The sequence below is a fragment of the Pedobacter panaciterrae genome (genome assembly GCF_013204795.1).
Lineage (GTDB): Bacteria > Bacteroidota > Bacteroidia > Sphingobacteriales > Sphingobacteriaceae > Pedobacter > Pedobacter panaciterrae.
In genome coordinates this window covers 1-27,000 of sequence record NZ_JABMKW010000002.1, presented here as the reverse complement: position 1 = coordinate 27,000, position 27,000 = coordinate 1, and the positions used below count along the sequence as shown (strand labels likewise).

The window sequence follows — 27,000 nt, the reverse complement described above, 5'->3', positions numbered from 1 at the left end:
TCATCCTCGAACAAGTGTAGAACCAACGTAAACTCAACACTATTTAAACACAAATTCCGTTATAAGTTTTTGAAGTTTTGAAGTATAAAAGGCATATAATTTAAATTAGTTGCTTATATTTTTTATTTTCGCAAAACATAAAGACAAATACATGGAAGAATTTGAAGTGAGCGATGCTTCTAAGAAGACAAAAACCATTTATATTTCTACAATCTTCAGTATTGCATTGGTTTTATTAATGCTGGGCATGTTGGGCTTGATATTGGTACACGCAAAAAACCTTTCCAATTACGTGAAGGAAAATATTGTGCTAAACATAATTGTAGATGAAGGCGCCAAAGAAACAGATGTGTTGCAGTTTCAAAAGGAACTTAATGCCAATCCGGCTATTAAGACCACTCAATATGTAAATAAGGAAATGGCAGCCAGAAACTTAACTAACGACCTTGGCGAAGATTTTGTTAATTTTCTTGGTTACAACCCTTTACTGTCAACAGTTGATGTATACTTAAAAGCAAATTACGCAAACAACAAAAGTATCGACACATTAAAGGCAAGTATAGCTAAAAACCCTGTGGTTAAAGAAGTCATTTACCAGAGCTCATTAATTGATATGGTAAATAAAAACATCAATACCATAGGATTAATTATTCTGGGCTTTGCTGCTATTTTGTTAATTATATCTGTTGCATTGATCAACAATACAATAAGACTTGCCATTTATTCTCAGCGTTTTTTGATTAAAAGTATGCAACTGGTTGGGGCTACAAGAAGCTTTATCCGCAGACCTTTTATTTTATTAGCTGCTTTACACGGATTAATTGCGGCATTTATTGCCATCCTGATCTTACTAGGCATATTATATTATGCGCAGAGAGAGATCCCGGAAATTGTAATTCTTAGAAATTATACTGAATTTGGTATTGTTTTACTTGGCCTTGTGGGGGTAGGTATTTTTATTACTGCTATAAGTACCTCATTTGCCGTTAGCAAATATTTACGTTTAAAAATTTACGACCTTTACAGATAATGATAGAAAAAAAATCTACTCCTGTACATCAGGATTCAAAATCAGAATTAGTTTTCACAAAAAAGAACTATCAGTTATTGCTTATTAGCATAGCTATTGTTGTATTCGGCTTCATTTTAATGATAGGCACAACAGATATATACGACTTCAGAAAAACATTGCTTGCCCCTATGGTGGTATTAGCCGGTTTCGGTTTTGGAGTTTATGCCATATTAAAAAAATAGGTTAGCACATGAATTATTTACAGGCCCTTATCCTAGCTATAATAGAAGGGCTAACGGAGTTTTTGCCGGTTTCATCAACCGGCCACATGGTTATTGCCAGTTCCTTTATGGGAATTGGGAAAGATGAATTTGTAAAGCTTTTTGAAGTAGCCATACAACTAGGCGCAATCTTAGCCGTAGTGGTACTTTACTGGAAAAAGTTTTTTGATTTCAGTAAATGGCAGTTCTATATTAAACTAATCATTGCGGTTATCCCCGCTTTATTTTTTGGGTTCTTATTAAACGACTTTATAGACAACACTTTAGGCAATCCTATATTTATTGCAGTGGTATTGCTGCTTGGTGGTATTGTATTGTTGTTTATTGATAAGCTATTCAAAAATCAGACTGTCAATCACGAAAGCGAGATCAGTAACCTGACTGCTTTTAAAATTGGATGTTTTCAGGTGCTTGCTGTTGCATTTCCGGGTCTAAGCAGAAGTGCGGCAACAATAATTGGAGGTATGCAGCAAAAATTAACAAGACATGCTGCAGCAGAGTTTTCTTTTTTCCTTGCTGTACCTACTATGTGCGCTGCTACCGGCTACAAGCTTTTGAAAGGATATGAATTACTGAATGCTGAAAACGTTAAACTGTTGCTTTTCGGAAATGTTATTGCATTCATTGTAGCGATAATTGCAATAAAATCATTCATCGGATTTTTATCTAAACATGGGTTTCGGATTTTTGGCTGGTATAGAATTATTATAGGTGTTCTGCTTCTTGTACTATATTTTTCGGGAGTTGAAATGAACGTATTGTAATGAGTGAGGATAAAGAAGAACCGATAGTAACAAAAACATTTCCTGATTTTAATTTTGCCGAAGGTGAGCTATTACTCATCAATAAACCATACAAATGGACAAGTTTTGATGTAGTTGGGAAAATCCGCAACTCATTAAAACCTTTGAAATTAAAAGTTGGCCATGCCGGCACTTTAGATCCGCTGGCTACAGGTTTATTGATACTTTGCACAGGGAAACTGACTAAACAAATTGATACTTTTCAGGCCGAAGAGAAAGAGTATACCGGCACTATGGTTTTAGGTGCTACTACCCCATCCTTTGATCTGGAAACTGTTGCTGATCAGGAATTTCCTTTAGATGGAATAACAGAAGAAGCCATTTATGCCGCTACGGCTCCATTTATTGGCGATATACAACAATACCCACCTGCACACTCTGCTGTAAAAGTAAATGGAGAACGTCTTTATGTGAAAGCAAGAAGAGGCGAAGAAACTGAATTGCGTTTACGTAATGTGACCGTTTCTGCGTTTGAAATTACCAGAATAGCACTTCCCGAAATTGATTTCAGAATTGTTTGCAGTAAAGGAACCTACATCAGGTCATTGATTTCTGATTTCGGTAAGCAGCTTAACAATGGCGCATACCTGTCAAAACTTACCCGCACACGTAGCGGAAACTTTTTACTTGAAAATGCTTTTGAGGTAGCAGATTTAGTTAGCTATCTTAGACTTAAAAAAGAATAGCTATGCGTGGACAGATGAAATCCAAAAAACTTAACATCGCCAAAAACATATTTTTAATAATATGTGGCATTGTTTCGGCTTGTTTTGGATTGAAAAGCTTTTTGCTGCCTAGCGGATTTATAGATGGCGGAGTAACTGGTATATCGCTGCTAGTTAGCAACATTACTAAACTCAACCTTTCCTATCTGATCATCATTATTAACATTCCCTTTGTTATTTTGGGATATAGGCAAATCGGGAAAGTATTTGCCATTAAAACATCTGTTGCAATATCATTACTCGCTATTTTACTTATTGCAGCCCCGTTTAAACCGATTACTCATGATCCCCTGCTGATTGCTTTTTTTGGAGGTCTGTTTTTGGGAGGCGGGATTGGATTGGCCATGCGTGGCGGCTGTGTAATTGATGGCACAGAGGTATTGGCCCTATACATCAGTAAAAAGAGTACCCTAACTGTAGGTAATATCATTCTGATTTTAAATATCATCATCTTCGCAATCGCTGCAATATTTTTAGGTATAGATAAGGCATTGTACGCTATCCTAACTTATTTATCTGCATCGAACACGGTTGACTATATTGTAAATGGTATTGAGCAGTATACCGGTGTTACCGTGATCTCAGAAAAAAACGACCGCATTAAAAAATTCATTATCAACCAAATGAAACGGGGGGTAACAATTTATAAAGGCGAAGGAGGATACGGAGAAAAAAAGGATATAGACATACTTTATACTGTGGTTACCAAACTTGAAATGAGCAAGTTGCAAACTGCAATAAGACAGATCGATCCGGATGCGTTTGTGATTCAGCAACAAATTGCCGACATAAAGGGTGGCGTAGTAAAACGCCAGGCTTTACATTAATTTAAAACTACCTTGAAAATATATAATCACTTTTCGGAATTTAAGAAGCTAAACAACGCAGTTGCAACTATAGGAACTTTTGATGGCGTACATTTTGGCCACCAGAAAATTATTAAGCGACTGTGTGAACTTGCAAAATCAACTGGCGGTGAAAGTGTGATATTAACCTTTTTCCCCCATCCAAGGTTAATTATTGACCCAGAGAATCAGGATTTAAAAATGATCAACACGATTAATGAAAAGGCTAAAATATTAGATAGTCTTGGTGTAGATCACCTAATTATTACACCTTTTACACGTGATTTCTCTAATCTGACACCTGCAGAATACATCCAGAACATTTTAGTTGATACAATTGGTATCAAACACCTGATTGTTGGGTATGACCATCGTTTTGGTAAGGATAGAAAAGGTGGTCTTCAGGATTTGGAAGCTTTCTCTAAGAATTTCAACTATAAAATTGAACAAATACCGGAACAGGATATTAATGATGTTGCGGTAAGCTCTACAAAAATACGTACGGCGCTGCTGGATGGCGACGTTGCACTTGCTGCCAATTACCTTGGCTACAACTTCTCTATTTATGGCAGGGTTATTAAGGGCGATAAAATTGGACGTACTATTGGTTTCCCTACTGCAAATATATTTGTTGAAGAAACTTATAAGCTAATTCCCTCTGATGGGATTTATGCGGTAACCGTTGAACTGAATAATCAGGTATTTAAAGGAATGGCATACATTGGTCAGCGCCCGACAATTAATGGAATGACCAGAAACATTGAAGTAAATATATTTGATTTTAACCAGGAAATTTATGGACAGGATATCAAGATGACCTTCCTCGAATTCCTCAGACACGACGTTAAATTTACAGGTCTGGAAGCATTAAAAGTGCAGCTACAAAAAGACAAAGAAGCAACTTTAGAATATTTCAGAAAATCGTCATAACCTCATTTAAAGCCACTTTTATTCTAAATAAGGGCTTTTTTTTCGTATATTTACGACAATGAGGCCATTATTTACTCTTATACTAATCGTTTTTCTCCATCTTCTTTCTTTCCACGTAGTAAATGGGAAAGGTCTTGACGCGGAAAAAACTAAACATAGGGGATTGAGTATTAATGCAAAAAAAACGTTGGTTTTTAGCAAGAAAGGCAAATCATCACTTCAGAAAATATCATTCGAAGATCTTCCCGCGCTGCAACAAGTTGTAAAGAAAACCGCTTTTGGAATTTTTCTTCCTTTTAAGCGGCAGGACAATCACTTAGCCCTATGCCCACTGATTGGAAACTATTATAATTCTTTTTCATTTTCTAGTTACTCCTATATTTTTAATTTTTTGTACCCAAAACATGTTTTTTGGTAATTATAATTTATACTGCTGTTACACAATAAATTATACATTAAAAAATACGCGTTTCTATGATACATTTACCAGTATTAATTACTGATTTAGGTTTAATCCTTGCTGCCGCAGGGATAACTACTCTGCTTTTTAAAAGAATTAAACAACCACTAGTACTTGGCTATATTCTGGCCGGACTGCTTGTGGGCCCTCATATTAAATTTATACCGACTGTTACTGATAATGAAAGTATTCATATCTGGGCAGAGATTGGGGTTATCTTCTTATTATTCAGTTTAGGACTTGAGTTTAGCTTTAAAAAGCTGGTAAAAGTGGGCGGCTCCGCCTCTATAACGGCTATTGTTGAGGTTGTATTTATGTTGCTGATTGGGTTTGTAGCCGGTTTGGCTATGGGCTGGTCTACAATGGATAGCATATTCCTCGGGGGTATATTGTCCGTATCCTCTACTACAATTATCATTAGGGCCTTCGAAGAACTGGGAGTAAAGCATAAAAAGTTTGCAGGGCTGGTTTTTGGTGTGCTCATTGTTGAAGATCTTGTGGCTATTTTATTGTTGGTATTGCTATCAACGCTGGCCGTTAGTCAACAGTTTGCAGGAGCAGAGATGTTGATATCGATTCTGAAACTTTGTTTCTTCCTGGTCTTGTGGTTTATAGGAGGTATCTTCCTTGTTCCTACTTTTCTAAAGGCTACAAAGAAATTAATGAACGATGAGACCATGCTTGTGGTTTCTATCGCTTTGTGTTTACTTATGGTATTACTTGCTGTTAAGGTAGGCTTCTCTCCTGCTTTGGGCGCATTTATCATGGGATCAATATTGGCTGAGACCACGCAGGCCGAAAGGATAGAGCACCTTACAAAATCGGTTAAAGACTTGTTTGCTGCAATTTTCTTTGTGTCGGTCGGTATGTTGATCAATCCGAGTATTCTGATTGATTATGCTGTTCCAATTGTTGTAATTACTTTGGCCACTGTTTTAGGGAAGTTCTTAAGCTCCGGATTGGGCGCATTGGTTTCTGGCCAGCCTTTAAAAACATCGGTACAAACAGGTTTAAGCTTAGCTCAAATTGGAGAGTTCTCTTTCATCATCGCGACCTTAGGATTAACTCTTAAGGTAACCAGCGACTTCCTATACCCTATTGCAGTTGCAGTATCAGCCATTACAACTTTTACTACTCCTTATCTGATTAAGTCTTCTGAACCTTTCTATTTATTTCTGGAGCGCAAACTTCCTAAAAAATGGGTGGAAGGCATCAACCGATATAGCTCAAGCACTGCCGGTATTACTACATTAAGTGATTGGAAAACGCTGCTCAAATCGTACACCTTTAACCTTATTATACACTCGGTTATTCTTATCGCCATAGTATTTTTGGGTTCCAAATACCTTCAACCATTTATAACCCAGAACCTGATTAATGGTAATAACGGCATTGTGATCAGCTTAATAGTTACCCTATTTATAATGACCCCATTCTTATGGGCCCTTGCCATAAGAAGAATTGAAAGAAAGGCTTATTCTCATTTATGGCTGAATAAGAAATATACCCGGGGGCCGCTAATTGCGCTTGAAATTTTACGTATTTCTTTGGCTATTTTCTTTGTTGGCATTTTAATTTATCAGTTCTATAGCACCTGGATTTCTATTGTTATTGCAATTGCCCTTATTGTGCTATGTATGTTTGTTTTCTCAAGAAGATTACAAGGTTTTTATAACAAACTTGAAAGCAGGTTTCTACTTAATCTGAATGCCAGAGAAGCTCAAAATGCACAGCCTGAAATATTGCCATGGGATACCCACCTGGTAGAGCTTACGGTTGCACCTGAATCAACACTTGTTGGAAAAACCCTTATCGACTTATCTGTAAGGGAAAAATATGGAGTTAATATTGCATTAATTGAACGCGGAAAAATTATGATCCCGACACCGGGAAGAGATGAACGGTTGTATCCTAATGATAAGGTTTTGGTAATAGGGACAGATGATCAGCTTGCGGCTATAAAAGAGCTATTTGAAGGAAGTATAGATGACAATTTGCAATCTAGCTTCCCTAAAGAAGATATGGCACTCCAAAAAATAGTGATCAACAGCAGCTCCCCTGTTTATGGGCAGACCATTCGCAATTCGGGAATACGGGAAATGACCCAGGGCCTTGTTGTGGGAATCGAAAGAAATGGCGAGCGGATACTAAATCCAGATTCGACACTTACATTTGAGAATGGCGACATTGTGTGGATTGTAGGAAACAATAAGAAAGTTCCTGAACTACTAAAGTAAATTACAGATTTTGATTTTAGGGTAACAGGATGTACCTTGTATCAAAATGAAAATTGATCAGGAAAAGAGTGACTTTTTAGACGAGATGCTAAATCATTGGCAAGAAGAAAAACTTTTGTCGCCGGATGACGTGAGCAGATTGCGAGGAAGTTACGAAACCAAAAGTTTCGACTGGCGCCGATTGGCCCAGTATTCTTTTTGGATAGCAATGGCCTGCGGTGTAATTTCGTTGGGCGCCCTTTTAATTGACAATAAGATTTTAAACTATCTGGAGCGGATTTTCACGGCCTCGGATGTAATGATTAGTGTTTTATCGGCAGCTGGTGCAGCTGCCTTATACTATTTCAGCTTTAAAAGAAAAAGACTCAAATCGCACCTTGTATTTAGTAATGAGGCATTGGTTTTTACAGCGGTAATGTTAACAGCCAATGCTATTGCCTACCTGGGTAAAGCTATTGACAACGGCAATTCGCACTTCTCTTTGCTCATTTTAGCATCTGTATTTATATACGGCATATTGGCATATGTATTTAAATCAAGGCTGATATGGGCATTTGTATTGATATCATTAGGTGCCTGGTTTGGCACTGAAACGGGTTACCTATCGCGTTGGAACTGGTATTTTGTGGGAATGAATTATCCACTTCGCTTTGTGCTTTTTGGTTTATGCCTAACTGCCTTTTCTTTTATCATTAAGGACAATAAAAAGATGGGTATCTTTTTTCAGGTAAACTATGTCTGCGGCATGGTGTACCTTTTTGTTTCTTTGTGGCTGCTTTCGGTATTCGGTAACTTCGGCTCACTGGAAGAATGGTATTCTGTAAAGCAGCTAAGCTTGTTTTATTGGGGCATACTATCAGCTGCATTTTGTCTGATAAGTATTTACATCGGCTTAAAATACAGAGACGATATTGCAAGGGAATTTGGAATTACCTTTCTATTTATAAACCTTTACACCAGGTACTTTGAATACTTCTGGGATAGCTGGCACAAAGCCCTCTTCTTTTGCGTACTGGCGGCCTCATTCTGGTTCATTGGGCGCAGAGCAGAAAAGATCTGGAATCTTGAATTTTTGAAGAAGTAGTATACTTATTTTATAAAGTGTATATATACTATTTTACATACGTGATAGGCTGACAATGCAAAGAAAAGCAGCGCAATTCCTTTGTTTACAATATAGCTACTTAGCGCAAATTTCTCTTGAATGTACTGGGCAAAGCGGGCAAAACCATATAATGCCAGGCCGGCACCAATACCCGACCCAATACTAAAAACAGATAAAGAAAGATAACCAATATCTATCCACTCGTGCGATATTAAGTACGTACCTACGAATAGCCAGTAGGGTATTTGCATTGGGTTAACAACACCCAAAAGTAAACCATATTTTATGCTGTCTTTCTTTGAGTAATCGGCTTTAGGCATTTCCTTACGCGACCTCCAGGTAATTACACCTAATATCCCAAACATGAAAACCATGATTACATCAATGATGTTATCCAGCTGAATTTCGCTGGATAGCCATTGCACAAAACGCATCACCCCAAAAGTAAAAAGTATTTCGACAGTTGAAAACGCCATGATAAAGTACAATGCCTGGCGAAGCCCCCTTGTTATCGTGATCTGAACTACAGTAAGATTAATATTCCCCGGTGGTATGTATCCAACCATATTCAAAATTATCCCGAGAAAGAGTGTTAAAAAAAGCATGCGCGAAGATACAATTATTTCAAATGGGCTTTTAAATACTTGGCAGTGTAAGATGATTTTACTGGTAAAAGATCTTCAGGTGTGCCTTCAAAAACAATGTTACCTCCTTTATCTCCACCTTCCGGACCAATGTCTATTACCCAATCAGCAGATTTTATCATGTCCATATTATGCTCTATAACCATAATTGTATTCCCCTGCTCTATTAGAGTATTAAGGGCAATTAAAAGTTTTTTAATATCATGAAAATGCAATCCTGTGGTCGGTTCATCAAATATAAATAATGTTTTATTGGCATTATTTCCTTTAATTAAGAATGAAGCAAGCTTGATACGCTGCGCTTCTCCACCAGAAAGTGTATTAGAAGATTGGCCCAAATGAACGTAGCCTAAACCTACATCTACCAGAGGTTGCAGCTTGTTTAAAATTTTGGGTTCGTTTTTAAAGAAGTCAACTGCTTCTTCGATTGTTAAGTCCAGAATGTCGGCAACGTTTTTATCCTGATAGGTGATATCAAGTACCTGTTGTTTAAATCTTCGGCCCCCACAGGTTTCGCATGGCAGGTAAATGTCTGCCATAAACTGCATCTCTATTTTCACCTCTCCTTCTCCCTGACAAACATCGCAACGGCCACCTTCAACATTAAACGAGAAAGCTGCAGGCTTTAGTCCGGAGGCTTTAGCTGCCGGCAATGCCGAAAATAGCGCCCTAACATCGTCCCAGGCTTTTACATAGGTTACCGGATTTGACCTTGATGATCGGCCAATTGGATTCTGGTCTACCATTTCAACCTGGCTAACCAGCTCGTAATTCCCGTAAATACCATCGTAGGCCCCGGTTTGCTCTCCGGCATAATTACCTATTGCCTTTTGCAGCGCGGGGTATAGTATTTTTTTAATCAGACTTGTTTTTCCAGACCCCGAAACACCACTCACCACTGTGAATACGCCCAAAGGAAATTTTACATCTATATTTTTAAGGTTATTTTCTCGGGCTCCTTTAATTAGAATATGATCTTTCCAACTTCTTCTTTTTTTAGGTACAGCAATTTGTTCTTCGCCGGAAAGGTATTTGCCGGTTAAGCTTTTTTTGTCTTTTATGATCTGCTCGTATGTACCACTAAAAACCAGGTTACCGCCATGCGTTCCGGCTTCCGGACCAATATCAATAATATGGTCGGCGGCCTTCATCATTTCTTCTTCGTGCTCTACTACAAGAACGGTATTCCCTACATTTCTAAGCGATACCAATACCTCGATAAGCTTATTCGTATCTCTTGGATGTAATCCTATACTTGGTTCGTCAAGAACATAAATGGAGCCTACCAAGCTACTTCCTAAAGAGGTAGCCAGGTTAATACGCTGAGACTCGCCACCAGAAAGTGTATTAGACAACCTGTTGAGCGTTAAATAGCCCAGGCCAACATTATTAAGGTATAGCACACGACTGCTCACCTCGGCCAATAGACGTTTGGCTATTTTCTCGTCATTTGACGAAAGGTTTAAATTATCAAAGAAATCAAGTATGGTCGATAAAGGCATCAAAACGATGTCGATTATCGACTTGTCATTGATCTTTACATAAGAAGCATCTTTGCGTAACCTGGAGCCTTTGCAATCAGGACATGATGTTTTTCCCCTGTAGCGAGATAGCATTACGCGATATTGGATTTTAAAAGTCTGCTCTTCCAGCTCTTTAAAAAAAGCATCCAAACCTTCAAAATACTTATTACCAGTCCATAATAGCTTCTGTTCCTTTTCGGTTAATTCATTAAATGGCCTGTGAATCGGAAAATCAAATTTGGAAGAGGCTTTAACAAGTTTGTTTAGCCACTCCTTCATTTTCTCGCCGCGCCATGGCGCAATTGCATTATCAAAAACGCTTTTGCTTTTATCGGGGATAACTAAGTCCTCATCTATTCCTATTACATTTCCGTATCCCTCGCACCTTTTGCAGGCTCCGTATGGGTTATTGAAACTAAAGAAATTTGGTGTAGGCTCATCAAAACGGATTCCATCGAGTTCAAAACGGTCGCAGAAGTTAGTTAATTTACCTTCATGCTCCACATAACAATCGCCCTTTCCTTCAAAGAAGGCTGTTTGTACTGAGTCGGCGATACGGCTTAATGTCTCTTCATCAGAGTTGACAACAATCCGGTCAATCAGAATCTTGATGGTATTTTCGTCTTTTAATTCGAAATCTTTGAAGGTCTCATCCTCAAGGATCGTTTCAATCTTATGAACTTTGTCCTGATATGAAATTCTAAGAAACCCCTTTTGTAAAAGTACAGCCAGCTCTTCTTTTACAGATCTGTTATTGTGCGGAAATAATGGGCAAAATATTGTAACTGTACTGTCCTCCTCCAGTTTAGATATAAAATCAACGACGGTAGTAACTGTATCCTTTTTTACTACTTTACCAGAAACGGGAGAATATGTTTTACCTATTCTTGAAAACAGAAGTTTAAGATAATCGTAAATTTCTGTTGAGGTACCTACAGTTGACCTGGGGTTTGAGGTAATTACTTTCTGTTCTATAGCAATAGCCGGGGCAATTCCTTTTATATAATCTACATCAGGTTTATTCATTCTTCCCATAAACTGACGAGCATAAGAAGACAAACTCTCAACGTATCTCCTCTGACCTTCAGCATATAGTGTATCGAATGCCAAAGACGACTTGCCCGACCCCGACATTCCGGTTATTACAACCAGCTTATTTTTGGGGATGGCTACATCTATATTCTTTAGGTTGTGAACCCTGGCACCTTTTATGATAATATTTTTGTGTGGATCTTTGTCGATTTCGTTGCTCATTGATTTCGTGATAGAATATTGCTAATATACCCCAAAAAACGAATATTTGGCTTTTTGGGTGAATGCAAAAATAAGGCTCTGAGACCACTTTTATTTTTTTTTAACACTTTTTCTATTGAATTCTAATAAAAAAATGCTTCTTTTGAAATATATTAACTGAACAAAACACACCACCATCTTAAAAAACAATAGGAGAAATTATATCGAAACAAACATCTACTAAGTATTTTTTAGCATTTAAAGCAAGGGAATTTAGTTAGGATACTCCTATGAAATTACAACAATATAGTGATCAAGATTTGGTGAAGTTGTACCTTACTGGTGATGAAGCCGTTTTGGAAGAACTTTTAAGAAGACACAAATCAAAAATTTATACCTCAATCTATTTATTGGTTAAAGACCAGTATTTGGCTGAAGACATATTTCAGGATGCCTTTATTAAGGTAATTAACACGTTACGATCTGGACGTTATAACGAAGAAGGTAAATTCTTGCCATGGGTAATGCGTATTGCACATAACCTGGTGATAGATTACTTTAGACGTGAAAAACGAGGACCTGTAATTACAAGCGCCGATGGCACTGATGTGTTTAATATGCTTCAGTTTCATGAAGAAAGCGCGGAAGACAGGATTTTGAGAGAACAAACTCATTTTGATCTAAGAGCGATGATTCATTTGTTGCCTGATGATCAGAAAGAAGTATTGATTATGCGTCATTATGCCGATCTAAGTTTTAAGGAAATAGCCGATTTAACTGACGTAAGTATTAATACTGCTTTAGGACGTATGAGGTATGCTTTGAGCAATCTTCGGAAGATGATGAAGGTTAAAGAAATATCCTGATATAGCCAAAAAAAGAAAATATAAAAAATTGTTGTTAGGGTTAAAATAAATTAATAATAATAGCGTTAATTAGTAAAACTAATATACGTTTATTGCTTATGATGGAAACCTCTACTTCAGTTAACAAACTAAATTACGGACAGAAAAAACAGGAAACAGTTCCTGCAGATGATGTTGAACCACAGGATTTATCGTTCTATGAGAACATTAAACCACAGTTGGACAGCTTAGCCAAAAACCCTTCTGAGACAACGATTTCGAAGATTTTAGCTTACTCAAGAGCCAAGTAATTTACAAACGAATTAAAGCTGCCAAAGGTTTGGCAGCTTTTTTTTTATGTCTCTATTTGAAATTCTTTTCATTTAAGAAAATAAAAAAATATATTTTGCCCGTTTTAAAAGGCAAGAATATCGTTAAAATGAAATTTAGCTTTTGTGTTTTAACGGGGATTCAATTTGTTCAAAATTGAAAATTAAAGGCAAAATTATATAAGTTTGCAAATGCTCAAAAAAGAAAGATATAAACTTTTTGTGTCTCATTTTTCTGCCAGGCAGCCAGACGCCGAAACAGAATTACACTACAACAATCCGTTCCAATTACTTGTGGCAGTAATATTATCTGCCCAATGCACTGATAAAAGAATAAATCAGGTAACACCTGCATTATTTCAACGCTTTCCTGATGCCAAAGCATTGGCTGATGTTACACCAGACATTGTATTTGATTACATTAGAAGTGTTAGCTACCCAAATAATAAAGCAAAGCACTTAGTTGGTATGGCTAAAATGTTGCTTAACGATTTTAACAACGAAGTCCCATCTGATATAGATGATTTGCAAAAAATGCCAGGCGTTGGAAGAAAAACGGCTAATGTAATTGCATCGGTTATTTATAATGCCCCTGCTATGGCTGTAGATACGCATGTGTTTAGAGTTGCGAACCGAATTGGATTAACTACCGGAAAAACTCCTTTAGCTGTCGAAAAGGATTTAGTGAAGAACTTGCCTGAAGAAACAATACATGTTGCACACCATTGGTTGATATTACACGGCAGATATGTTTGCTTAGCGAGATCTCCAAAATGCAGTATCTGCGAAATCACAAGTTTTTGCAAATATTATCAAAACAATAATAAAATAACTAAAATATTTAGTGATTCAGAGCCAACAATAAAAAAATAATAATTTTATTTGTTATTTTAAATTAAATAATAGTTATATTTGCTAATATAATTAGTAAAAAGAAAATCATTTTACGTTAAGAAATGTAAGTAGTTACTTTCTTACAGAATTTAATAATATGAGCACAAACGCAGACAAATTAAAAGCATTACAACTTACCTTGGATAAGTTGGAAAAATCATATGGTAAAGGTACCGTTATGAAATTGGGTGACAATGCTGTAGAACCGATAGAATCTATTTCGACAGGATCGATTAGTTTAGATATTGCCTTAGGAATTGGCGGAGTACCAAAAGGAAGAGTTATTGAGATATACGGCCCGGAATCATCAGGTAAAACAACTTTAGCGACTCATATTATTGCCGAAGCACAAAAAAAAGGCGGCTTAGCAGCTATTATTGATGCTGAACATGCATTTGATAAAGGCTATGCAAAAAAATTAGGCGTAGATGTAGATAATTTATTGATCTCACAACCAGATAATGGTGAACAAGCTTTGGAAATTGCTGATAACCTAATCAGATCAGGTGCAATTGATGTGATCGTTATTGACTCTGTTGCGGCTTTGGTACCTAAGGCTGAAATTGAAGGAGAAATGGGTGACTCCAGAATGGGGCTTCAGGCTCGTTTGATGTCACAAGCTTTACGTAAACTAACAGGAACGATTTCTAAAACCGGATGTTGCTGTATATTCATTAACCAATTACGTGAAAAAATTGGTGTAATGTTTGGAAACCCGGAAACGACTACTGGTGGAAATGCATTAAAATTCTATGCGTCTGTTCGTTTGGATATCAGAAGAACTTCTCAAATTAAAGACTCTGATGAAGTTGCAGGTAACAGGGTTAAAGTAAAAATTGTTAAAAATAAAGTTGCACCACCTTTCCGCGTTGCAGAGTTTGACATTATGTTTGGAGAAGGTATATCTAAAACCGGCGAAATTATCGACTTAGGTGTTGACTTTAATATCATTAAAAAAGCAGGCTCTTGGTTCTCTTACGGGGATACAAAACTTGGTCAGGGTAGAGATGCAGTTAAACAGTTATTACTTGACAATCCTGAACTATCTGAAGAGATTGAAGCTAAAATTAGAGCTGAAGTAACTGGCGATAAGCTAGAGGATAAAGCTTAAAATATTATTTCAAATAAAAGGGGGTATTTCTTTATTGAAAATACCCCTTTTTTATTTTCGATTCTTTCTTATTTATAACTCGGTGCCTGAGACTTATCTGGCATACCTGATCTAGACTCCATAAAAGTGGAATCGAACTTAACAATTGCAATAATCGCAATAATAGCCATCGCCACCAAAACCACAAGCCCTAAATAGTTTCTGTTTTTATCCTTTTTGATTAACCAGATTAAAAAAATGATTAATGGCAATAGCATTAGCCCAAAGAAAACAAAACTCATTGTACCCATAACTCTACTTTTTATATATTAAAATTCCATTCTGGACAAAGGTGCAACATCTTGCTCCACGAAATCCTTATTTAAATATTTATAATAACCTGCAATAGCAATCATAGCCGCATTATCGGTACAATATTCAAAAGCAGGTATATATACATTCCAATTTAACTCCTCGGCAAGAGCAGTTAAGCCTGCTCTTAATCCACTATTTGCAGATACTCCTCCTGCTATGGCAATCTCCTTAATTCCATACTGCTTAGCTGCTTTCTTTAGCTTATTAAGCAATATATGCACTATACTATGCTGAACCGAGGCACAAATGTCGTGTAAATGCTCAGAAACAAAGTTAGGATTTTCCTTTTCCTGATTTCTGATGAAATACAAAATTGAGGTTTTAAATCCACTAAAGCTGTAATTCAGATCTTTGATCTGAGGCTCCCCAAATTTATATGCCAAAGGGTTTCCCTCTTTAGCATACTTATCTATAAGTGGCCCGCCAGGATAAGGTAAATTTAGAATTTTGGCAGTTTTATCAAATGCCTCACCTGCTGCATCATCTAAGGTTTCGCCTACTATCTCCATATCGAAATGACTTCTTATCACAACAATTTGAGTATGTCCGCCAGATACAGTTAAGCAAATGAAAGGGAATTGGGGCATTGGATCATCAATAAAATGAGCCAGAATATGAGCGTGCATATGATTTACCGAAATTAAAGGTAAATCTAACGCAAGCGCAAATGATTTCGCAAAGGAAACACCTACTAACAATGAGCCTAATAATCCAGGCCCCTGTGTAAAAGCAACTGCATTTAGCTCCTTTTTATTAACTTTAGCATCATTTAATGCCTGTTGTATTACTGGCACGATATTTTGTTGATGTACCCTTGAAGCTAGCTCAGGAATTACACCTCCATAATTTTGATGAATTGTTTGGTTTGCAATAACATTGGCAGTAATTTTGCCGTTGTTACATATAGCAACGGAGGTTTCATCGCAGGAAGATTCTATAGCAAGTATTACAGACACGTTTATTATTATTAAGCTACAAAATTATTAAAAAACTATTAAAAATACTTCTTTGGGTCGTTGCATCAGTATTATTACTTGCTGGTGTCATTCTATTTGCAATCCAATTTAAGCCTATTCAGACTTTCGTAGCTAAAAAAGCGGCAGCATACCTATCTAAAGAGCTTAATACAACCATTTCTTTAACCGGCATATATATAAAACCTTTTAAGTATGTTGTGATAGAAAACCTGCTTGTATTGGATCGGCAGAAAGATACCATACTTAATACACCCAAATTTTTAGTAGACATCAATCAGATTTCAATTAAAAAACGAATAGTTGACATTAATACGGTGCAGATTAATAACGGCTCTTTTTATTTAAAATCATATAAAGACAGATCGACGAATTTAGATTTCATTATCGATTACTTTGACTCTGGCACTCCCACAGTTAAACCTAAAAAGAAACCGTACAAGATATCATTTGACAGAGTTATCCTGAACAACATCAGCTTTAAATACAAAAACCAACGAGTTGACACCGTTATGAAGGGGGTAAATTTTGATGACATATACCTAACCAGCTTTAACGGAATTTTTGAAAAATTAAATACTACAGATCATATCCTGCAGGCCGACATTAAAAACCTGACTTTTAAGGAAAAGAGTGGATTTTATTTAAAAAACCTGACAGCCTTTACTACTGTGGATACCAATAGCATTGAATTAAAGAATTTGATGTTGGTTACCAATAAGAGCAGGCTATCTGATTACTTTCAAATGCGGTTTGATAAATACCGCGACTTTAGAGATTATGTCAATAAAGTAAGAATGAAAGCTAATTTCAAGAATAGCTATTTAGCATCGCGCGATGTTGCCTATTTTGCTCCAGAATTGGATCAAATGAATCTTGAGATTGAAGTTGACGGAAGGATTACCGGTTTGGTTAATAATCTTAAAGCAAAAAAACTATCCGTTAAAGCCGGAAAAGCGACTTATATAAAAGGGGACTTTATTGTAAAAGGGCTTCCAAATCTTAAAGAGACTTTTATGGATCTTAAAATAGAGATGGCCGGAACAAATAAAGCTGATCTGGATGAGATATTAACAAGCACAACCGGGAAAAAGACTAAAGTGATCCCAGTAGTTATCGGAAAATTTGGCAACATTAATTTCAACGGCTCATTTACCGGATTCCAAAACGATTTTATTGCCTATGGGGAGTTTAAGACAAAACTAGGCAGATTGGTTTCTGATGTTAATATGAAAATAGATAAGAAGGGTGTCCCCTCTTATTCAGGTAATGTTAAAGCCTACGATTTTAATTTAGGAAACCTTTTAGATGAGAATGATCTTGGTAGAATATCTGCTTCCTTAAATGTTGAAGGCAGAGGCACAGAAATAAAAAACCTTTCCGAGAAGCTAAATGGAGATATCGATTACATCGACTTTAACCAGTATAGGTATAGAAATGTTAAAATTGATGGAACCTTTGATAAAAAATATTTCGACGGTCGCCTGCAAATTAACGACAAAAATGTTCAGCTTGTTTTTGATGGCGGGGTAAATCTGAACCCTAAGTTGCCGGTATTTAATTTTAAAGCCCAAATAAACAATGCAAAGCTAAAGGCCTTAAAACTATATAAGGACTCTTTAAAAATTGATGCTACTTTTAGCACCAATTTCTCCGGCACCAACCTAAATAACATACAGGGTAAACTTCTAATTCAACAAATTAGGTTAGACAATGTTAAAGGCATTTACAACATTGATTCTGTAGAACTAAAGGCTGCAGGTATAGGAAAAGACAGAGACCTTACCATTCATTCAGATATTCTGGATGCCAGCTTAAAGGGGCAATACAACTTAAACACCATTCCTTCATACTATAAAGCATTAGCGAAAAAATACATACCATCCCTCAAAACTACCATTCTTCCATATGGAGACCAGATCTTTCAGTTCAATTTAAAAATAAAAAGATTTGAGCCCATTGCAGAACTTCTTGCTCCAGGCTTAGAGATCGATGATCAAGCGGTCTTTATTGGTAATTTTGATTCTCCAAACAACATAGCCACATTAAATGGCTTTGTGAAAAAGCTAAAATACAAAGGCATTATAGCCAACAATATTATTATCGATGAGAATACTTCCGTAAATCAATTACAAGCTATTATAACATCGGATAGAGTTGACTTAAATGATAGTTTGTACATTAAGAATGTCAACATATCCAACATATTGAGAAATGACAGTCTTTCTCTTAACTTAAAACTTGCCAATTCAGATGACGCTAACCAACTGGATTTAAACGGATTGGTCGAGTTTGCAAACGACACCACAGCAAGGGTTAGCATACTCCCATCTCAGCTTAAAGTAAATAATGAGGACTGGAAGATTCAGGAAAAAGTGAGAATTAGTTTTCATGAAGGAAAAACCGAGATTACCAATTTTGATTTAAGCAATGGCAATCAACTCTTAACTATTGATGGTATTCTGTCTGACGACCCCAAAGATTTACTTCTTGTCGGATTTAAAGAATTTAGCTTAAAAACAATAAATCCGTTTGTTAAGGCATTTGGCGTGCAGTTAGCAGGTAACGTTAATGGAGAAACAAAACTCTATAATATCTTAAAATCGCCTAGGATATCTGATAATCTAAAAATAGATTCTTTAACCTTTAACAATACTCATATTGGTAATTTGACCGATACTTCTTCTTATGATCGTGCAAATAATGTAGCCAACATTTTCACTAATATTGTTTCTTCCGACAGAGAAACACTTCGGGCTTTGGGCGTTCTTGATCTGGAAAAGAAAGAGATGGATATAAGCGTAAAGCTTGATAATAGTGAACTAGCTGTACTGGAACCATTTGTTAATGAACTTGTATCAGATCTTAAAGGTCATGTTTCATCATCATTAACGGTTACAGGTCCATTTGAAAAACCGGAAATTAACGGGCAGGTATCTTTTGACAAAGCTGAAGTGACAGTTAATTATCTTAAAACAAGATATACACTAAACGACCAGGTAGAAGTTGAAAACAGCATTATCAAAATTAATGACTTGAAATTGCTTGACGTTGATGATAACCAGGCCATCGCAAATGGTACGGTTGACCTCAATAACATCAATACACCAACGCTAGATATTGATATTAATGCTAAAGATTTCATGGCCCTGAATACTACGGAAAAAGACAACTCTATATATTTTGGAAAGGCTTATGGAACAGGTACCTTCAGATTTAAAGGTCCAACAAACAAATTATTTATAGACATTAATGCCAAGACAGAGAAAGGGACGGTATTTAATCTTCCACTTAACAGCTCTGAGACCGTATCAAATAAAGATTTTATAACATTTGTGAATAAGGACACGACTAAGGTTGTAAAAAAACAAACCAGTTTTGACGGACTTACAATGAACCTGAAACTTGAGGTTGATGCAAATAGCACTGCAAATATTTATACCACTTTAGGAAATCTAAGTGGGAAAGGCTATTCTAAAAATTTAGCGCTTAACATTAATAGTCTTGGTGATTTTGAGATGTCGGGTGATTATATCATTGAATCAGGGAGTTTTGATTTTACTGCTCAGGAAATTATAAATAAGAAATTCAACATCAGACAAGGTGGTACTATCCGATGGACAGGAAACCCCACAACTGCGCAAATAAATTTAAAGGCAATTTATTCCCTTCGTGCTGGTCTGAGCGACCTCTATACTGCAGCTAATAGAGATGGCGGCAATAATGCCAACGAGCGCGTTCTTACTGAAGTAGAAATGGGCTTAACCGGTTCACTATTAAAACCGGATATTAAACTTGATATCTTCTTCCCTTCAAACCCTGCTATTAAAGAAGAGATGCAATCTTATTTTAATGACGACAACAACAGGAACCTCCAGGCGCTTAGTTTGATTATAAGACGTAGTTTTGCTCCAGGAACAGGAAAAGAAGCCCTTGGCAAGCAATTAACATCAGGAGTAGCGAGTACTGCTACAGAGCTTTTGTTTAATCAGTTTAATAATGTCTTATCTTCACTCAACCTCGATTTTGTGGACATTAACATCCGCTCTTTGAGTGAAGCGAATGCCTCTTTTAGATTTTTTAATGACCGCATAGTATTAAATGCCGGGATAGTAGATAAACGTAGTACAAACGATTTGTCGCCAATTGGCTTTACCAGAAATAATGTAGGTGGTGAAGTTGAAGTTTTAGCCTTAATTAGAAAAGATGGAACTTTAGTAGGTAAGCTTGCCAATAAACCTCCTACACAGCAAAACACCTTCTTTAACACTGGGGTAAGCCAAAATAACAATGTAACATCCTTAGGTCTGATCTATACACAGCAATTTGACAGCTTTAGAGAGTTTGTTCAAAGAATATCAGGTAAATACAACAGAAACTTGAAGAAGAAGGCTGAGGAAGAGAAAAAGACACCTCCCGTTAGTAAACAGCCAGTTAACAAAGAGGCTGTTCCTCCAGAAAAAAAGAACAAAAAAAAGTAGGTTATAAATAACCTACTTTTTTTTAGCCTTTCATTATTTGATGCCCCATCTTATCACGTTTTGTTTTAAGATATTGCTCATTATGAACATTACTTTCTATTTCAATTGGAATATTTTCTACAATCTCTAAACCATAGCCAATTAAACCAGCGCGTTTAGTAGGGTTATTAGACATCAGTCTCATTTTAGTGATGCCCTGTGCTCTTAGTATTTGAGCTCCAACTCCGTAATCTCTTTCGTCGCCTTTGAAACCCAATTTTATATTTGCTTCAACAGTATCCAGGCCAGCATCTTGTAGATTATATGAACGCAATTTATTAACAAGGCCAATACCTCTTCCCTCCTGATTCATATAAACGATTACTCCTTTGCCTTCCTTATCGATCATCTCCATTGCTTTGTGCAATTGAGGCCCACAATCGCATCTGCACGATCCAAAAATATCACCAGTAACACAGGAACTATGTACTCTTGTTAATACAGGCTCATCAATAGTCCATTCGCCTTTACTAATTGCCAAATGTGTGGCTCCTGTATCTATTTGGGTATAGGCAGTCATCTTAAAATCACCCCATTGAGTGGGTAGATTTACCGTTACCTCCTGCTCTATTAAACTTTCTTTGCTTAATCTATATGCAATAAGATCTTTTATACTAATTATTTTAAGCTGATGTTGTGCTGCAATCTTAATCAGGTCAGGCAATCTGGCCATCTCTCCGTCATCCTTCATAATCTCAACCAATACACCGGCAGGTTCCATGCCTGCAAGTTTAGCTAAATCTACAGATGCTTCGGTGTGTCCCGAACGTCTTAATACTCCCCCATCTTTAGATCTTAATGGAAAAATGTGACCTGGCCTACCCAACTCAGCAGGATCAATATTAGGATCGATTAAGGCCTTAATGGTTTTTGATCTGTCGGACGCAGAAATGCCAGTTGTACAGCCATGACCTCTTAAATCAACGGAAACAGTAAAGTTAGTTTCGTAAGCGGCGGTATTTTTTCCCACCATTAGATCTAAACCTAATTCATCACATCTTTCTTCGGTTAAAGGCGCACAAATTAAGCCTCGGCCATAAGTGGCCATAAAATTTATCATTTCAGGAGTAGCGTTGGCTGCGGCAGTAATAAAATCACCTTCATTCTCCCTATCTTCGTCATCTACAACAATAATAGCTTTACCCGCTTTTATTTCTGCAATAGCTTCTTCTATTGTATCTAGTTTGATTTCCATTTTTCTGAATATATCAATAATCAAGTAACAAATAAGTAACCTGATTAATTAGTAAGATTTACGGTGCAAAGTTACAATCTTCAAAACCAATATTACGTTATAAACTATCATAAATAAGTAATGAATATTAGGTGTTTACCCCTATTAAAGGATACAAATATTATTAACTGTTAATATTTGATTTTTTCTTTTTGAAGAGATTTATAAATATTTGTTTAAAATAACCTACATCAAATAAAGCAGAATCCACTGTTGCTTTATAAGTTAAGAATGCACCCAGGGGAGATAAAATAAATATTGCAAGCCACATTCCGAAGAAAGGCCTTAAAGATCCTGTTGTTGCAGATTTTTCAGAAACAGTAGCAATGATGTGGTACAAAAGGAAAAACACAATAGCCATTACCACAGGCAAACCAAGTCCACCTTTTCTTATAATAGCGCCTAGCGGTGCACCAATAAAGAACAATAAGAGACAGGACACTGCAAGTGTAAACTTTCTCTGATATTCCAATTGTACTTTTATTATACTTCTGGTTCTATCCTCATAATCCGTAACCCGTCCAGATGTAGTTTGTTTTACTGAAGTTGCCAGGTCCAATGCACTCTGAATAATTGCCAGTCTCTGTTTCTCAGGAAGCATTTTCAAAATGTCTCCCTTTATTACTTTTGCAGGGGTTTTAACAGCGGTATATCCCTTAGAGTAGTTGTTTTGCCTGTAATAGCTATTTATAGTGGTTGAGGAGAACTTATTTACACTATCCAACTCTTTGGTTAAGGAATCTCTTTTCCTTGTTAGGCCCTTTAAATTCAGCATTTGAGTGTTATTCCTAAAATCCTGCTCATCAGTTCTATTCATTTTAAAACTGGAAATATCAAACTTCTGATCAGTCTCAGTAAACCTCATCCTAGTTAACTCCTGTCTCGGATTGTTATAGGTATTACGGCCACTCGATTCTTCATATCTAACGCCATTTTTTAGCTTTAGAAAAAGGAACTTATCATTGCTATACATTTTACCTTCTTTAGCAATGATGATCTTTGCCATTCCGTTTGTATTTGTATGATCATAAATCATTACATCATACAATGAAACACCATCATCCCCTTTTTTATTAACTCTAATGGAATAACCTGGAATACTATTATTAAAAACCCCCTCCTTAATTAAAAAGGATAATTTTTTGTTTGTTATATCCCATAAAAGCGATCCATACTTCAAATTGGCTTTAGGCAGCATATAATCTGAAAATATGAAGGAGCTTATTGCAATAAATATTATGAGTACAAAAAGAGGTCTCATTGCCTTTTGCAACGACAACCCTGCTGATTTAATAGCTACCAATTCGTAGTTCTCCCCCAGCGTCCCAAAAGTCATTATCGATGATAATAAAATGGACAATGGGAGCGCCATAGACACATTTGCCGCAGAGGCATAATACATTAACTCAAGTATAATATACCATTCAAATCCTTTTCCTATTAAATCATCAACATATTTAAATAGAAAAAGCATTAGCAAAATAAACATCACAATAAAAAATGTGACGAAGAAAGGCCTTATAAATGCTTTGAGTAGAAGTAAATGAATCTTTTTCAATATACAAATGTAGACAAAGCTATTGAAAAACTAGGCACCAATTACACTGTGCAGGTAGTTAATCTGATTATCCCAAATAAGTGTACGCTCAGCTAATGTGTCATCAGTAGCAAAATCGGTTATTGAAAGGGCTACGTCATTTGTTAATTCGTCCTGTACAATTTCCATTTCAAAGTAACAGTGTGGTTCATCTTCCACCCATTTAAATTTTACAGATTTATTTTCTTTTATGCTAAGCAACTTTGCTTTCTGTATTTCATCGTCCCATGTGAAAGTATATACCTGATCTCTGAAAATCACATCATCTGCAAACCATTGAGACAGTCCATTTGGCTCACTAATAAAACTAAATAAAATACGTGGAGACGACCTCAATTCATATTCTAACGTAAATTTTTTCTTTTCCGACATCGTTAAACACTTATATTCTGAATTATTAGACTATTTTTTTAATATTTGTTTCTAAAGAAAAGTAATTTATTCTATATTTGCAACTCTTTAGAAAAAAGACGCCCGGCGGGGTAGCTCAGATGGTTAGAGCGCAGGATTCATAACCCTGAGGTCGGCAGTTCGATCCTGCTCCCCGCTACTGAAAAAAGCCTTGTCAATTATTTGACAAGGCTTTTCTATTTACTACTCTTACTACTATTTTAATTTTGACACCAATAGTGCTTCTAAATCAATCCTGAGATCAATTGGGATTACCTACTGAATCATTGCGATTTATTCGTAACATGTAATGATTAAATGCGATTAGCGTTAAGGACAACAGAGGAAAGCAAGAATCGGGTACCATCTTATTGATTGATTCCTTATTTTTAGGAAATATTAGATCATGCAAACGCTGAAGTATTTACTAAAATAAAAGCTGGCCTGTTAAAAATTAAATTCGACAATAAACATGAATAATACATCTCTCACTGACATTACAGGTTTTGCTGATCGGTATCCGTGGATATTTGAAAAATCCTCAATATCCTCTGATAAGGATGCCATAATAAACATGACGGAGATTTCTACTCCCTTAGGTCCTATGCTGGCAGGCGCTACATCAAAAGGTGTCTGTCTGCTCGAATTTACCAACAGGATCAGATTAGAAAAAGAATTCGCTGAGTTACAAAAGCTACTTAATGCAGTGATGGTAGCAGGAAGAAATTCGTATCTAGATCAATTGGAAAATGAGTTAACTGAATACTTCGAAGGAAAACGAAAAACCTTTTCAGTTCCATTACACACTCCTGGCAATGATTTTTCGCAAGCAGTCTGGAAAACACTTCAGGAAATTCCTTATGGAAAAACATGTTCTTACAAAGAACAGGCAGAAATGATGAACAATCCGAAAGCGATTCGCGCAATTGCCTCAACAAATGGGCGAAACCGCTTAGCAATTATAGTACCTTGCCACCGCGTAATAGGCAGCGATGGAAATATGACCGGCTATGCTGCCGGAATAGACAAGAAAAAGTGGCTACTTAAGTTTGAAAGGAATAATTCAGAAATAGAAGACGGCTATTTATTTTGATTGATAACGCTCTGCAAGCTTTAAGGCCTCATAAGCATTTACTATTCCTCCGCTAACACAAAGATCGGAGAAGGGTACTCGGACAGTCTCACCTCTTTCATTTTTGTATTTAACTTTCTGTAAAACCTTAGACACGGATTTCATTATGATCTCTCTGACCTGGTTAGGCTTAAGGTCCGGATAATAGCTCAAAATCAGGGCTGAAAGACCAGATACAACAGGAGCTGCCATACTAGTTCCATCAAATTCTTCATATTTTGAGCCTGGAACTGTTGAATTAATCATAAAACCAGGCGCAAATACGTCTACATTATACTTTCCATAATTTGAAAAAGATGCTTTTAAATTTGCATCATTAGCATATGCACTTGCTCCAACTTCTATCCAATTACTCGCATGTGGCAGTTTAAATTTAGCCGTATCTATAACTGCTTTTTTAATAACGACAGAATTAGGCCCCCTTCTCATACCCTGATTTTGCGCTTGATTTTGCTCGATCTTAAATGGCAATGCTGAAAGTGCATCTTTTTTGATCGATTTCTTATAAGCAGCAGCCTCTGGTCCATCAAAGTATTTATTTGGATAATTCTCTTTAACATCTACATCTTCGTTATCATTTCCGGCCGCATGAACTAACAATACGCCTTTCTGTTCAGCATATTTTACCGCTTCGTCAACAACTTCTTTATTCCATTTATAACCTTTGCCAAAGCTCATATTAATTACCTTAGCACCGTTATCTACTGCATATCTAATTCCATTGGCAACATCTTTATCTCTCTCATCCCCTTCTGGTACAACTCTAATTGCCATTATACTAACACTATTGGCTATTCCATTAATTCCAATTGAATTGGATCTGTTTGCCCCTATTATGCCCGAAACATGTGAACCATGTTCTGCATTAGGTCCGGCAACATCATTGTTCCCATATAAACGTTCTTTTGCGTTTGTATAATCGTCGCCAACTAGCTCCTGCCGCTGATCATACTTCACATTCAGATTATATTTAAGCATTACATCATATTGCTTATAGGCATCTTTCATTTCCTTGTAGAATTTATCAATTCCTCCACTGTCCTTAGATCCGCCTCTTATAATCTTTTTTACTTGCTCCTCATCTTCATTATCAGCCACGTATTTATCAATATCTTCCAATGATGGAATCTTCTTATTGTTAATAGCTGCCACTGAATCCAGAACCTTATTAATGATACTTACAATCCCAAATGTATAGTGAGCATCGTTATACTTCTTTCCAAATTCTGCATTAGCTTTAAGATATAGGGCATATTCTTCTTTTTGAGCACTATCTAATACTGTAGATCGAATGGTTGATACATACTTAGGGCCATACACTCTAAGTATCCGCACCAACTCCAGATTATCATATGCTAGATTACCTTTTTTTGATCCTATAAAATTCCAGCCATGTATATCATCTACATATCCATTACCATCATCATCAATTCCGTTACCTGGAATCTCTTTTTTATTAGTCCACAGTACATCCTTTAAATCCTCATGATTAATATCAACGCCTCCATCAATTACGGCAACAATCACATTTTGTTTAGGCTTTTTATTGCTCAATAATTCCTTATATGCTTTTTCGGTACTTATACCAAAGTACCCATCAGCAACTAAATCCAGATTGTACCAATTAGAAGGAAGCTTGACATCTTTACTTTGCGAAAATGCAGAGTTGCTCAAGATAAAGCTAAATGCAAAAAGCAATATATATCTTAATTTCATCAAAAGTGCTTTTTATAAGATTAACGTAAAATACAATTATACGGTTTTATTGTATCTCTGATGAAGATTTAGCATTTTTTAACATTGTATTTTCATCAGGAAGTTT

General features: G+C 36.4%; 22 protein-coding genes and 1 tRNA gene. 15 read left to right on the top strand and 8 right to left on the bottom strand.

Translation table 11 applies throughout. From position 1 onward, the window contains the following. Positions 1–151 precede the first annotated feature (151 nt). The 8 genes from HQN86_RS00120 (at position 152) to HQN86_RS00085 (ending at position 8,377) form a co-directional block, all read left to right on the top strand. Positions 152–1,030: a cell division protein FtsX gene (locus HQN86_RS00120; protein WP_172659029.1), complete on the top strand. Its 879-nt coding sequence runs from the start codon at positions 152–154 to the stop codon at positions 1,028–1,030. Next, positions 1,030–1,254 carry a DUF3098 domain-containing protein gene (locus tag HQN86_RS00115; RefSeq protein WP_048906395.1) on the top strand — a complete coding sequence of 75 codons (225 nt, stop codon included), beginning with the start codon at positions 1,030–1,032 and terminating at the stop codon, positions 1,252–1,254. Before HQN86_RS00120 ends, HQN86_RS00115 begins: the two co-directional genes overlap by 1 nt. Positions 1,255–1,262: 8 nt before the next feature. Then, a complete protein-coding gene (locus tag HQN86_RS00110; RefSeq protein WP_172659028.1) occupies positions 1,263–2,057 on the top strand; it encodes an undecaprenyl-diphosphate phosphatase in 795 nt (264 codons plus the stop codon). Continuing rightward, on the top strand, positions 2,057–2,782 hold the full coding sequence (gene truB / locus HQN86_RS00105; RefSeq protein WP_172659027.1) for a tRNA pseudouridine(55) synthase TruB: 726 nt from the start codon (positions 2,057–2,059) through the stop codon (positions 2,780–2,782). The genes HQN86_RS00110 and truB overlap by 1 nt, the downstream gene beginning before the upstream one ends. A gap of 14 nt (positions 2,783–2,796) precedes the next feature. After that, complete coding sequence (locus HQN86_RS00100; protein WP_246269346.1) at positions 2,797–3,648, top strand: YitT family protein; 852 nt, start codon at positions 2,797–2,799, stop codon at positions 3,646–3,648. 12 nt (positions 3,649–3,660) lie between these two features. Beyond that, a complete protein-coding gene (locus HQN86_RS00095) occupies positions 3,661–4,596 on the top strand; it encodes a bifunctional riboflavin kinase/FAD synthetase (protein ID WP_172659025.1) in 936 nt (311 codons plus the stop codon). 474 nt (positions 4,597–5,070) lie between these two features. Next, positions 5,071–7,293, top strand: coding sequence for a cation:proton antiporter domain-containing protein (locus HQN86_RS00090; protein WP_172659024.1), 2,223 nt, complete (start codon positions 5,071–5,073; stop codon positions 7,291–7,293). A gap of 46 nt (positions 7,294–7,339) precedes the next feature. Further along, complete coding sequence (locus HQN86_RS00085; protein WP_172659023.1) at positions 7,340–8,377, top strand: DUF2157 domain-containing protein; 1,038 nt, start codon at positions 7,340–7,342, stop codon at positions 8,375–8,377. 5 nt (positions 8,378–8,382) lie between these two features. Here the strand turns inward: HQN86_RS00085 and HQN86_RS00080 are convergent, their stop codons facing one another. Together HQN86_RS00080 and uvrA are read right to left on the bottom strand one after the other, a co-directional pair. Continuing rightward, the gene (locus HQN86_RS00080; protein WP_246269344.1) at positions 8,383–8,964 is read right to left on the bottom strand and encodes a LysE family transporter; all 582 of its coding nucleotides are present in this window, start codon (positions 8,962–8,964) and stop codon (positions 8,383–8,385) included. Positions 8,965–9,017: 53 nt separating this feature from the next. Continuing rightward, positions 9,018–11,819 carry an excinuclease ABC subunit UvrA gene (gene uvrA / locus HQN86_RS00075; RefSeq protein WP_172659021.1) on the bottom strand — a complete coding sequence of 934 codons (2,802 nt, stop codon included), beginning with the start codon at positions 11,817–11,819 and terminating at the stop codon, positions 9,018–9,020. A gap of 269 nt (positions 11,820–12,088) precedes the next feature. Between uvrA and HQN86_RS00070 the strand changes: the two genes are divergently transcribed. The 4 genes from HQN86_RS00070 to recA all read left to right on the top strand — a co-directional run bounded on the left by HQN86_RS00070 (position 12,089) and on the right by recA (position 14,977). After that, positions 12,089–12,664 carry an RNA polymerase sigma factor gene (locus tag HQN86_RS00070; RefSeq protein ID WP_048906404.1) on the top strand — a complete coding sequence of 192 codons (576 nt, stop codon included), beginning with the start codon at positions 12,089–12,091 and terminating at the stop codon, positions 12,662–12,664. A 98-nt stretch (positions 12,665–12,762) separates the two neighbouring features. After that, positions 12,763–12,954 (top strand): hypothetical protein, encoded by a 192-nt coding sequence (locus tag HQN86_RS00065; RefSeq protein ID WP_152542359.1) that lies wholly within the window; start codon positions 12,763–12,765, stop codon positions 12,952–12,954. 210 nt (positions 12,955–13,164) lie between these two features. Next, positions 13,165–13,845, top strand: a complete 681-nt coding sequence (nth, locus tag HQN86_RS00060) for an endonuclease III (RefSeq protein ID WP_172659020.1) — start codon at positions 13,165–13,167, stop codon at positions 13,843–13,845. A 118-nt stretch (positions 13,846–13,963) separates the two neighbouring features. Next, positions 13,964–14,977 (top strand): recombinase RecA, encoded by a 1,014-nt coding sequence (gene recA / locus HQN86_RS00055; RefSeq protein ID WP_048906407.1) that lies wholly within the window; start codon positions 13,964–13,966, stop codon positions 14,975–14,977. 68 nt (positions 14,978–15,045) lie between these two features. Here recA and HQN86_RS00050 read toward each other — a convergent pair whose 3' ends face one another. Together HQN86_RS00050 and tsaD are read right to left on the bottom strand one after the other, a co-directional pair. After that, positions 15,046–15,267, bottom strand: a complete 222-nt coding sequence (locus HQN86_RS00050; protein WP_172659019.1) for a hypothetical protein — start codon at positions 15,265–15,267, stop codon at positions 15,046–15,048. A gap of 18 nt (positions 15,268–15,285) precedes the next feature. Continuing rightward, on the bottom strand, positions 15,286–16,287 hold the full coding sequence (gene tsaD / locus HQN86_RS00045) for a tRNA (adenosine(37)-N6)-threonylcarbamoyltransferase complex transferase subunit TsaD (protein WP_172659018.1): 1,002 nt from the start codon (positions 16,285–16,287) through the stop codon (positions 15,286–15,288). 218 nt (positions 16,288–16,505) lie between these two features. On the opposite strand from tsaD, the gene HQN86_RS00040 reads away from it, so the two are divergent. After that, positions 16,506–20,786, top strand: a complete 4,281-nt coding sequence (locus tag HQN86_RS00040; protein WP_317171618.1) for a translocation/assembly module TamB domain-containing protein — start codon at positions 16,506–16,508, stop codon at positions 20,784–20,786. Positions 20,787–20,808: 22 nt separating this feature from the next. Here the strand turns inward: HQN86_RS00040 and HQN86_RS00035 are convergent, their stop codons facing one another. The 3 genes from HQN86_RS00035 to HQN86_RS00025 form a co-directional block, all read right to left on the bottom strand. Continuing rightward, positions 20,809–22,020, bottom strand: a complete 1,212-nt coding sequence (locus HQN86_RS00035) for a bifunctional 3,4-dihydroxy-2-butanone-4-phosphate synthase/GTP cyclohydrolase II (RefSeq protein ID WP_172659017.1) — start codon at positions 22,018–22,020, stop codon at positions 20,809–20,811. Positions 22,021–22,183: 163 nt separating this feature from the next. After that, on the bottom strand, positions 22,184–23,617 hold the full coding sequence (locus HQN86_RS00030; RefSeq protein ID WP_172659016.1) for an LptF/LptG family permease: 1,434 nt from the start codon (positions 23,615–23,617) through the stop codon (positions 22,184–22,186). A 30-nt stretch (positions 23,618–23,647) separates the two neighbouring features. Beyond that, the gene (locus tag HQN86_RS00025) at positions 23,648–24,028 is read right to left on the bottom strand and encodes an START-like domain-containing protein (RefSeq protein ID WP_172659015.1); all 381 of its coding nucleotides are present in this window, start codon (positions 24,026–24,028) and stop codon (positions 23,648–23,650) included. Between the two features lie 104 nt (positions 24,029–24,132). Between HQN86_RS00025 and HQN86_RS00020 the strand changes: the two genes are divergently transcribed. Together HQN86_RS00020 and HQN86_RS00015 are read left to right on the top strand one after the other, a co-directional pair. Beyond that, positions 24,133–24,206, top strand: a tRNA-Met gene (locus HQN86_RS00020). Positions 24,207–24,518: 312 nt separating this feature from the next. Next, a complete protein-coding gene (locus tag HQN86_RS00015) occupies positions 24,519–25,139 on the top strand; it encodes a methylated-DNA--[protein]-cysteine S-methyltransferase (protein ID WP_172659014.1) in 621 nt (206 codons plus the stop codon). On the opposite strand, the gene HQN86_RS00010 is transcribed toward HQN86_RS00015, so the two are convergent. Then, positions 25,131–26,894 carry a S8 family peptidase gene (locus tag HQN86_RS00010; protein WP_172659013.1) on the bottom strand — a complete coding sequence of 588 codons (1,764 nt, stop codon included), beginning with the start codon at positions 26,892–26,894 and terminating at the stop codon, positions 25,131–25,133. The genes HQN86_RS00015 and HQN86_RS00010 overlap by 9 nt on opposite strands. Positions 26,895–27,000: the final 106 nt, after the last annotated feature.

Excerpts from the sequence above, each read along its gene's own strand:
- HQN86_RS00120 (WP_172659029.1), top strand. The coding sequence starts at position 152 with ATGGAAGAATTTGAAGTGAGCGATGCTTCTAAGAAGACAAAAACCATT.
- HQN86_RS00115 (WP_048906395.1), top strand. The coding sequence starts at position 1,030 with ATGATAGAAAAAAAATCTACTCCTGTACATCAGGATTCAAAATCAGAA.
- HQN86_RS00110 (WP_172659028.1), top strand. The coding sequence starts at position 1,263 with ATGAATTATTTACAGGCCCTTATCCTAGCTATAATAGAAGGGCTAACG.
- truB (WP_172659027.1), top strand. The coding sequence starts at position 2,057 with ATGAGTGAGGATAAAGAAGAACCGATAGTAACAAAAACATTTCCTGAT.
- HQN86_RS00100 (WP_246269346.1), top strand. The coding sequence starts at position 2,797 with ATGAAATCCAAAAAACTTAACATCGCCAAAAACATATTTTTAATAATA.
- HQN86_RS00090 (WP_172659024.1), top strand. The coding sequence starts at position 5,071 with ATGATACATTTACCAGTATTAATTACTGATTTAGGTTTAATCCTTGCT.
- HQN86_RS00085 (WP_172659023.1), top strand. The coding sequence starts at position 7,340 with ATGAAAATTGATCAGGAAAAGAGTGACTTTTTAGACGAGATGCTAAAT.
- HQN86_RS00080 (WP_246269344.1), bottom strand. The coding sequence starts at position 8,964 with ATGGTTGGATACATACCACCGGGGAATATTAATCTTACTGTAGTTCAG.
- uvrA (WP_172659021.1), bottom strand. The coding sequence starts at position 11,819 with ATGAGCAACGAAATCGACAAAGATCCACACAAAAATATTATCATAAAA.
- HQN86_RS00070 (WP_048906404.1), top strand. The coding sequence starts at position 12,089 with ATGAAATTACAACAATATAGTGATCAAGATTTGGTGAAGTTGTACCTT.
- HQN86_RS00065 (WP_152542359.1), top strand. The coding sequence starts at position 12,763 with ATGATGGAAACCTCTACTTCAGTTAACAAACTAAATTACGGACAGAAA.
- nth (WP_172659020.1), top strand. The coding sequence starts at position 13,165 with ATGCTCAAAAAAGAAAGATATAAACTTTTTGTGTCTCATTTTTCTGCC.
- recA (WP_048906407.1), top strand. The coding sequence starts at position 13,964 with ATGAGCACAAACGCAGACAAATTAAAAGCATTACAACTTACCTTGGAT.
- HQN86_RS00050 (WP_172659019.1), bottom strand. The coding sequence starts at position 15,267 with ATGGGTACAATGAGTTTTGTTTTCTTTGGGCTAATGCTATTGCCATTA.
- HQN86_RS00035 (WP_172659017.1), bottom strand. The coding sequence starts at position 22,020 with ATGGAAATCAAACTAGATACAATAGAAGAAGCTATTGCAGAAATAAAA.
- HQN86_RS00025 (WP_172659015.1), bottom strand. The coding sequence starts at position 24,028 with ATGTCGGAAAAGAAAAAATTTACGTTAGAATATGAATTGAGGTCGTCT.
- HQN86_RS00015 (WP_172659014.1), top strand. The coding sequence starts at position 24,519 with ATGAATAATACATCTCTCACTGACATTACAGGTTTTGCTGATCGGTAT.
- HQN86_RS00010 (WP_172659013.1), bottom strand. The coding sequence starts at position 26,894 with ATGAAATTAAGATATATATTGCTTTTTGCATTTAGCTTTATCTTGAGC.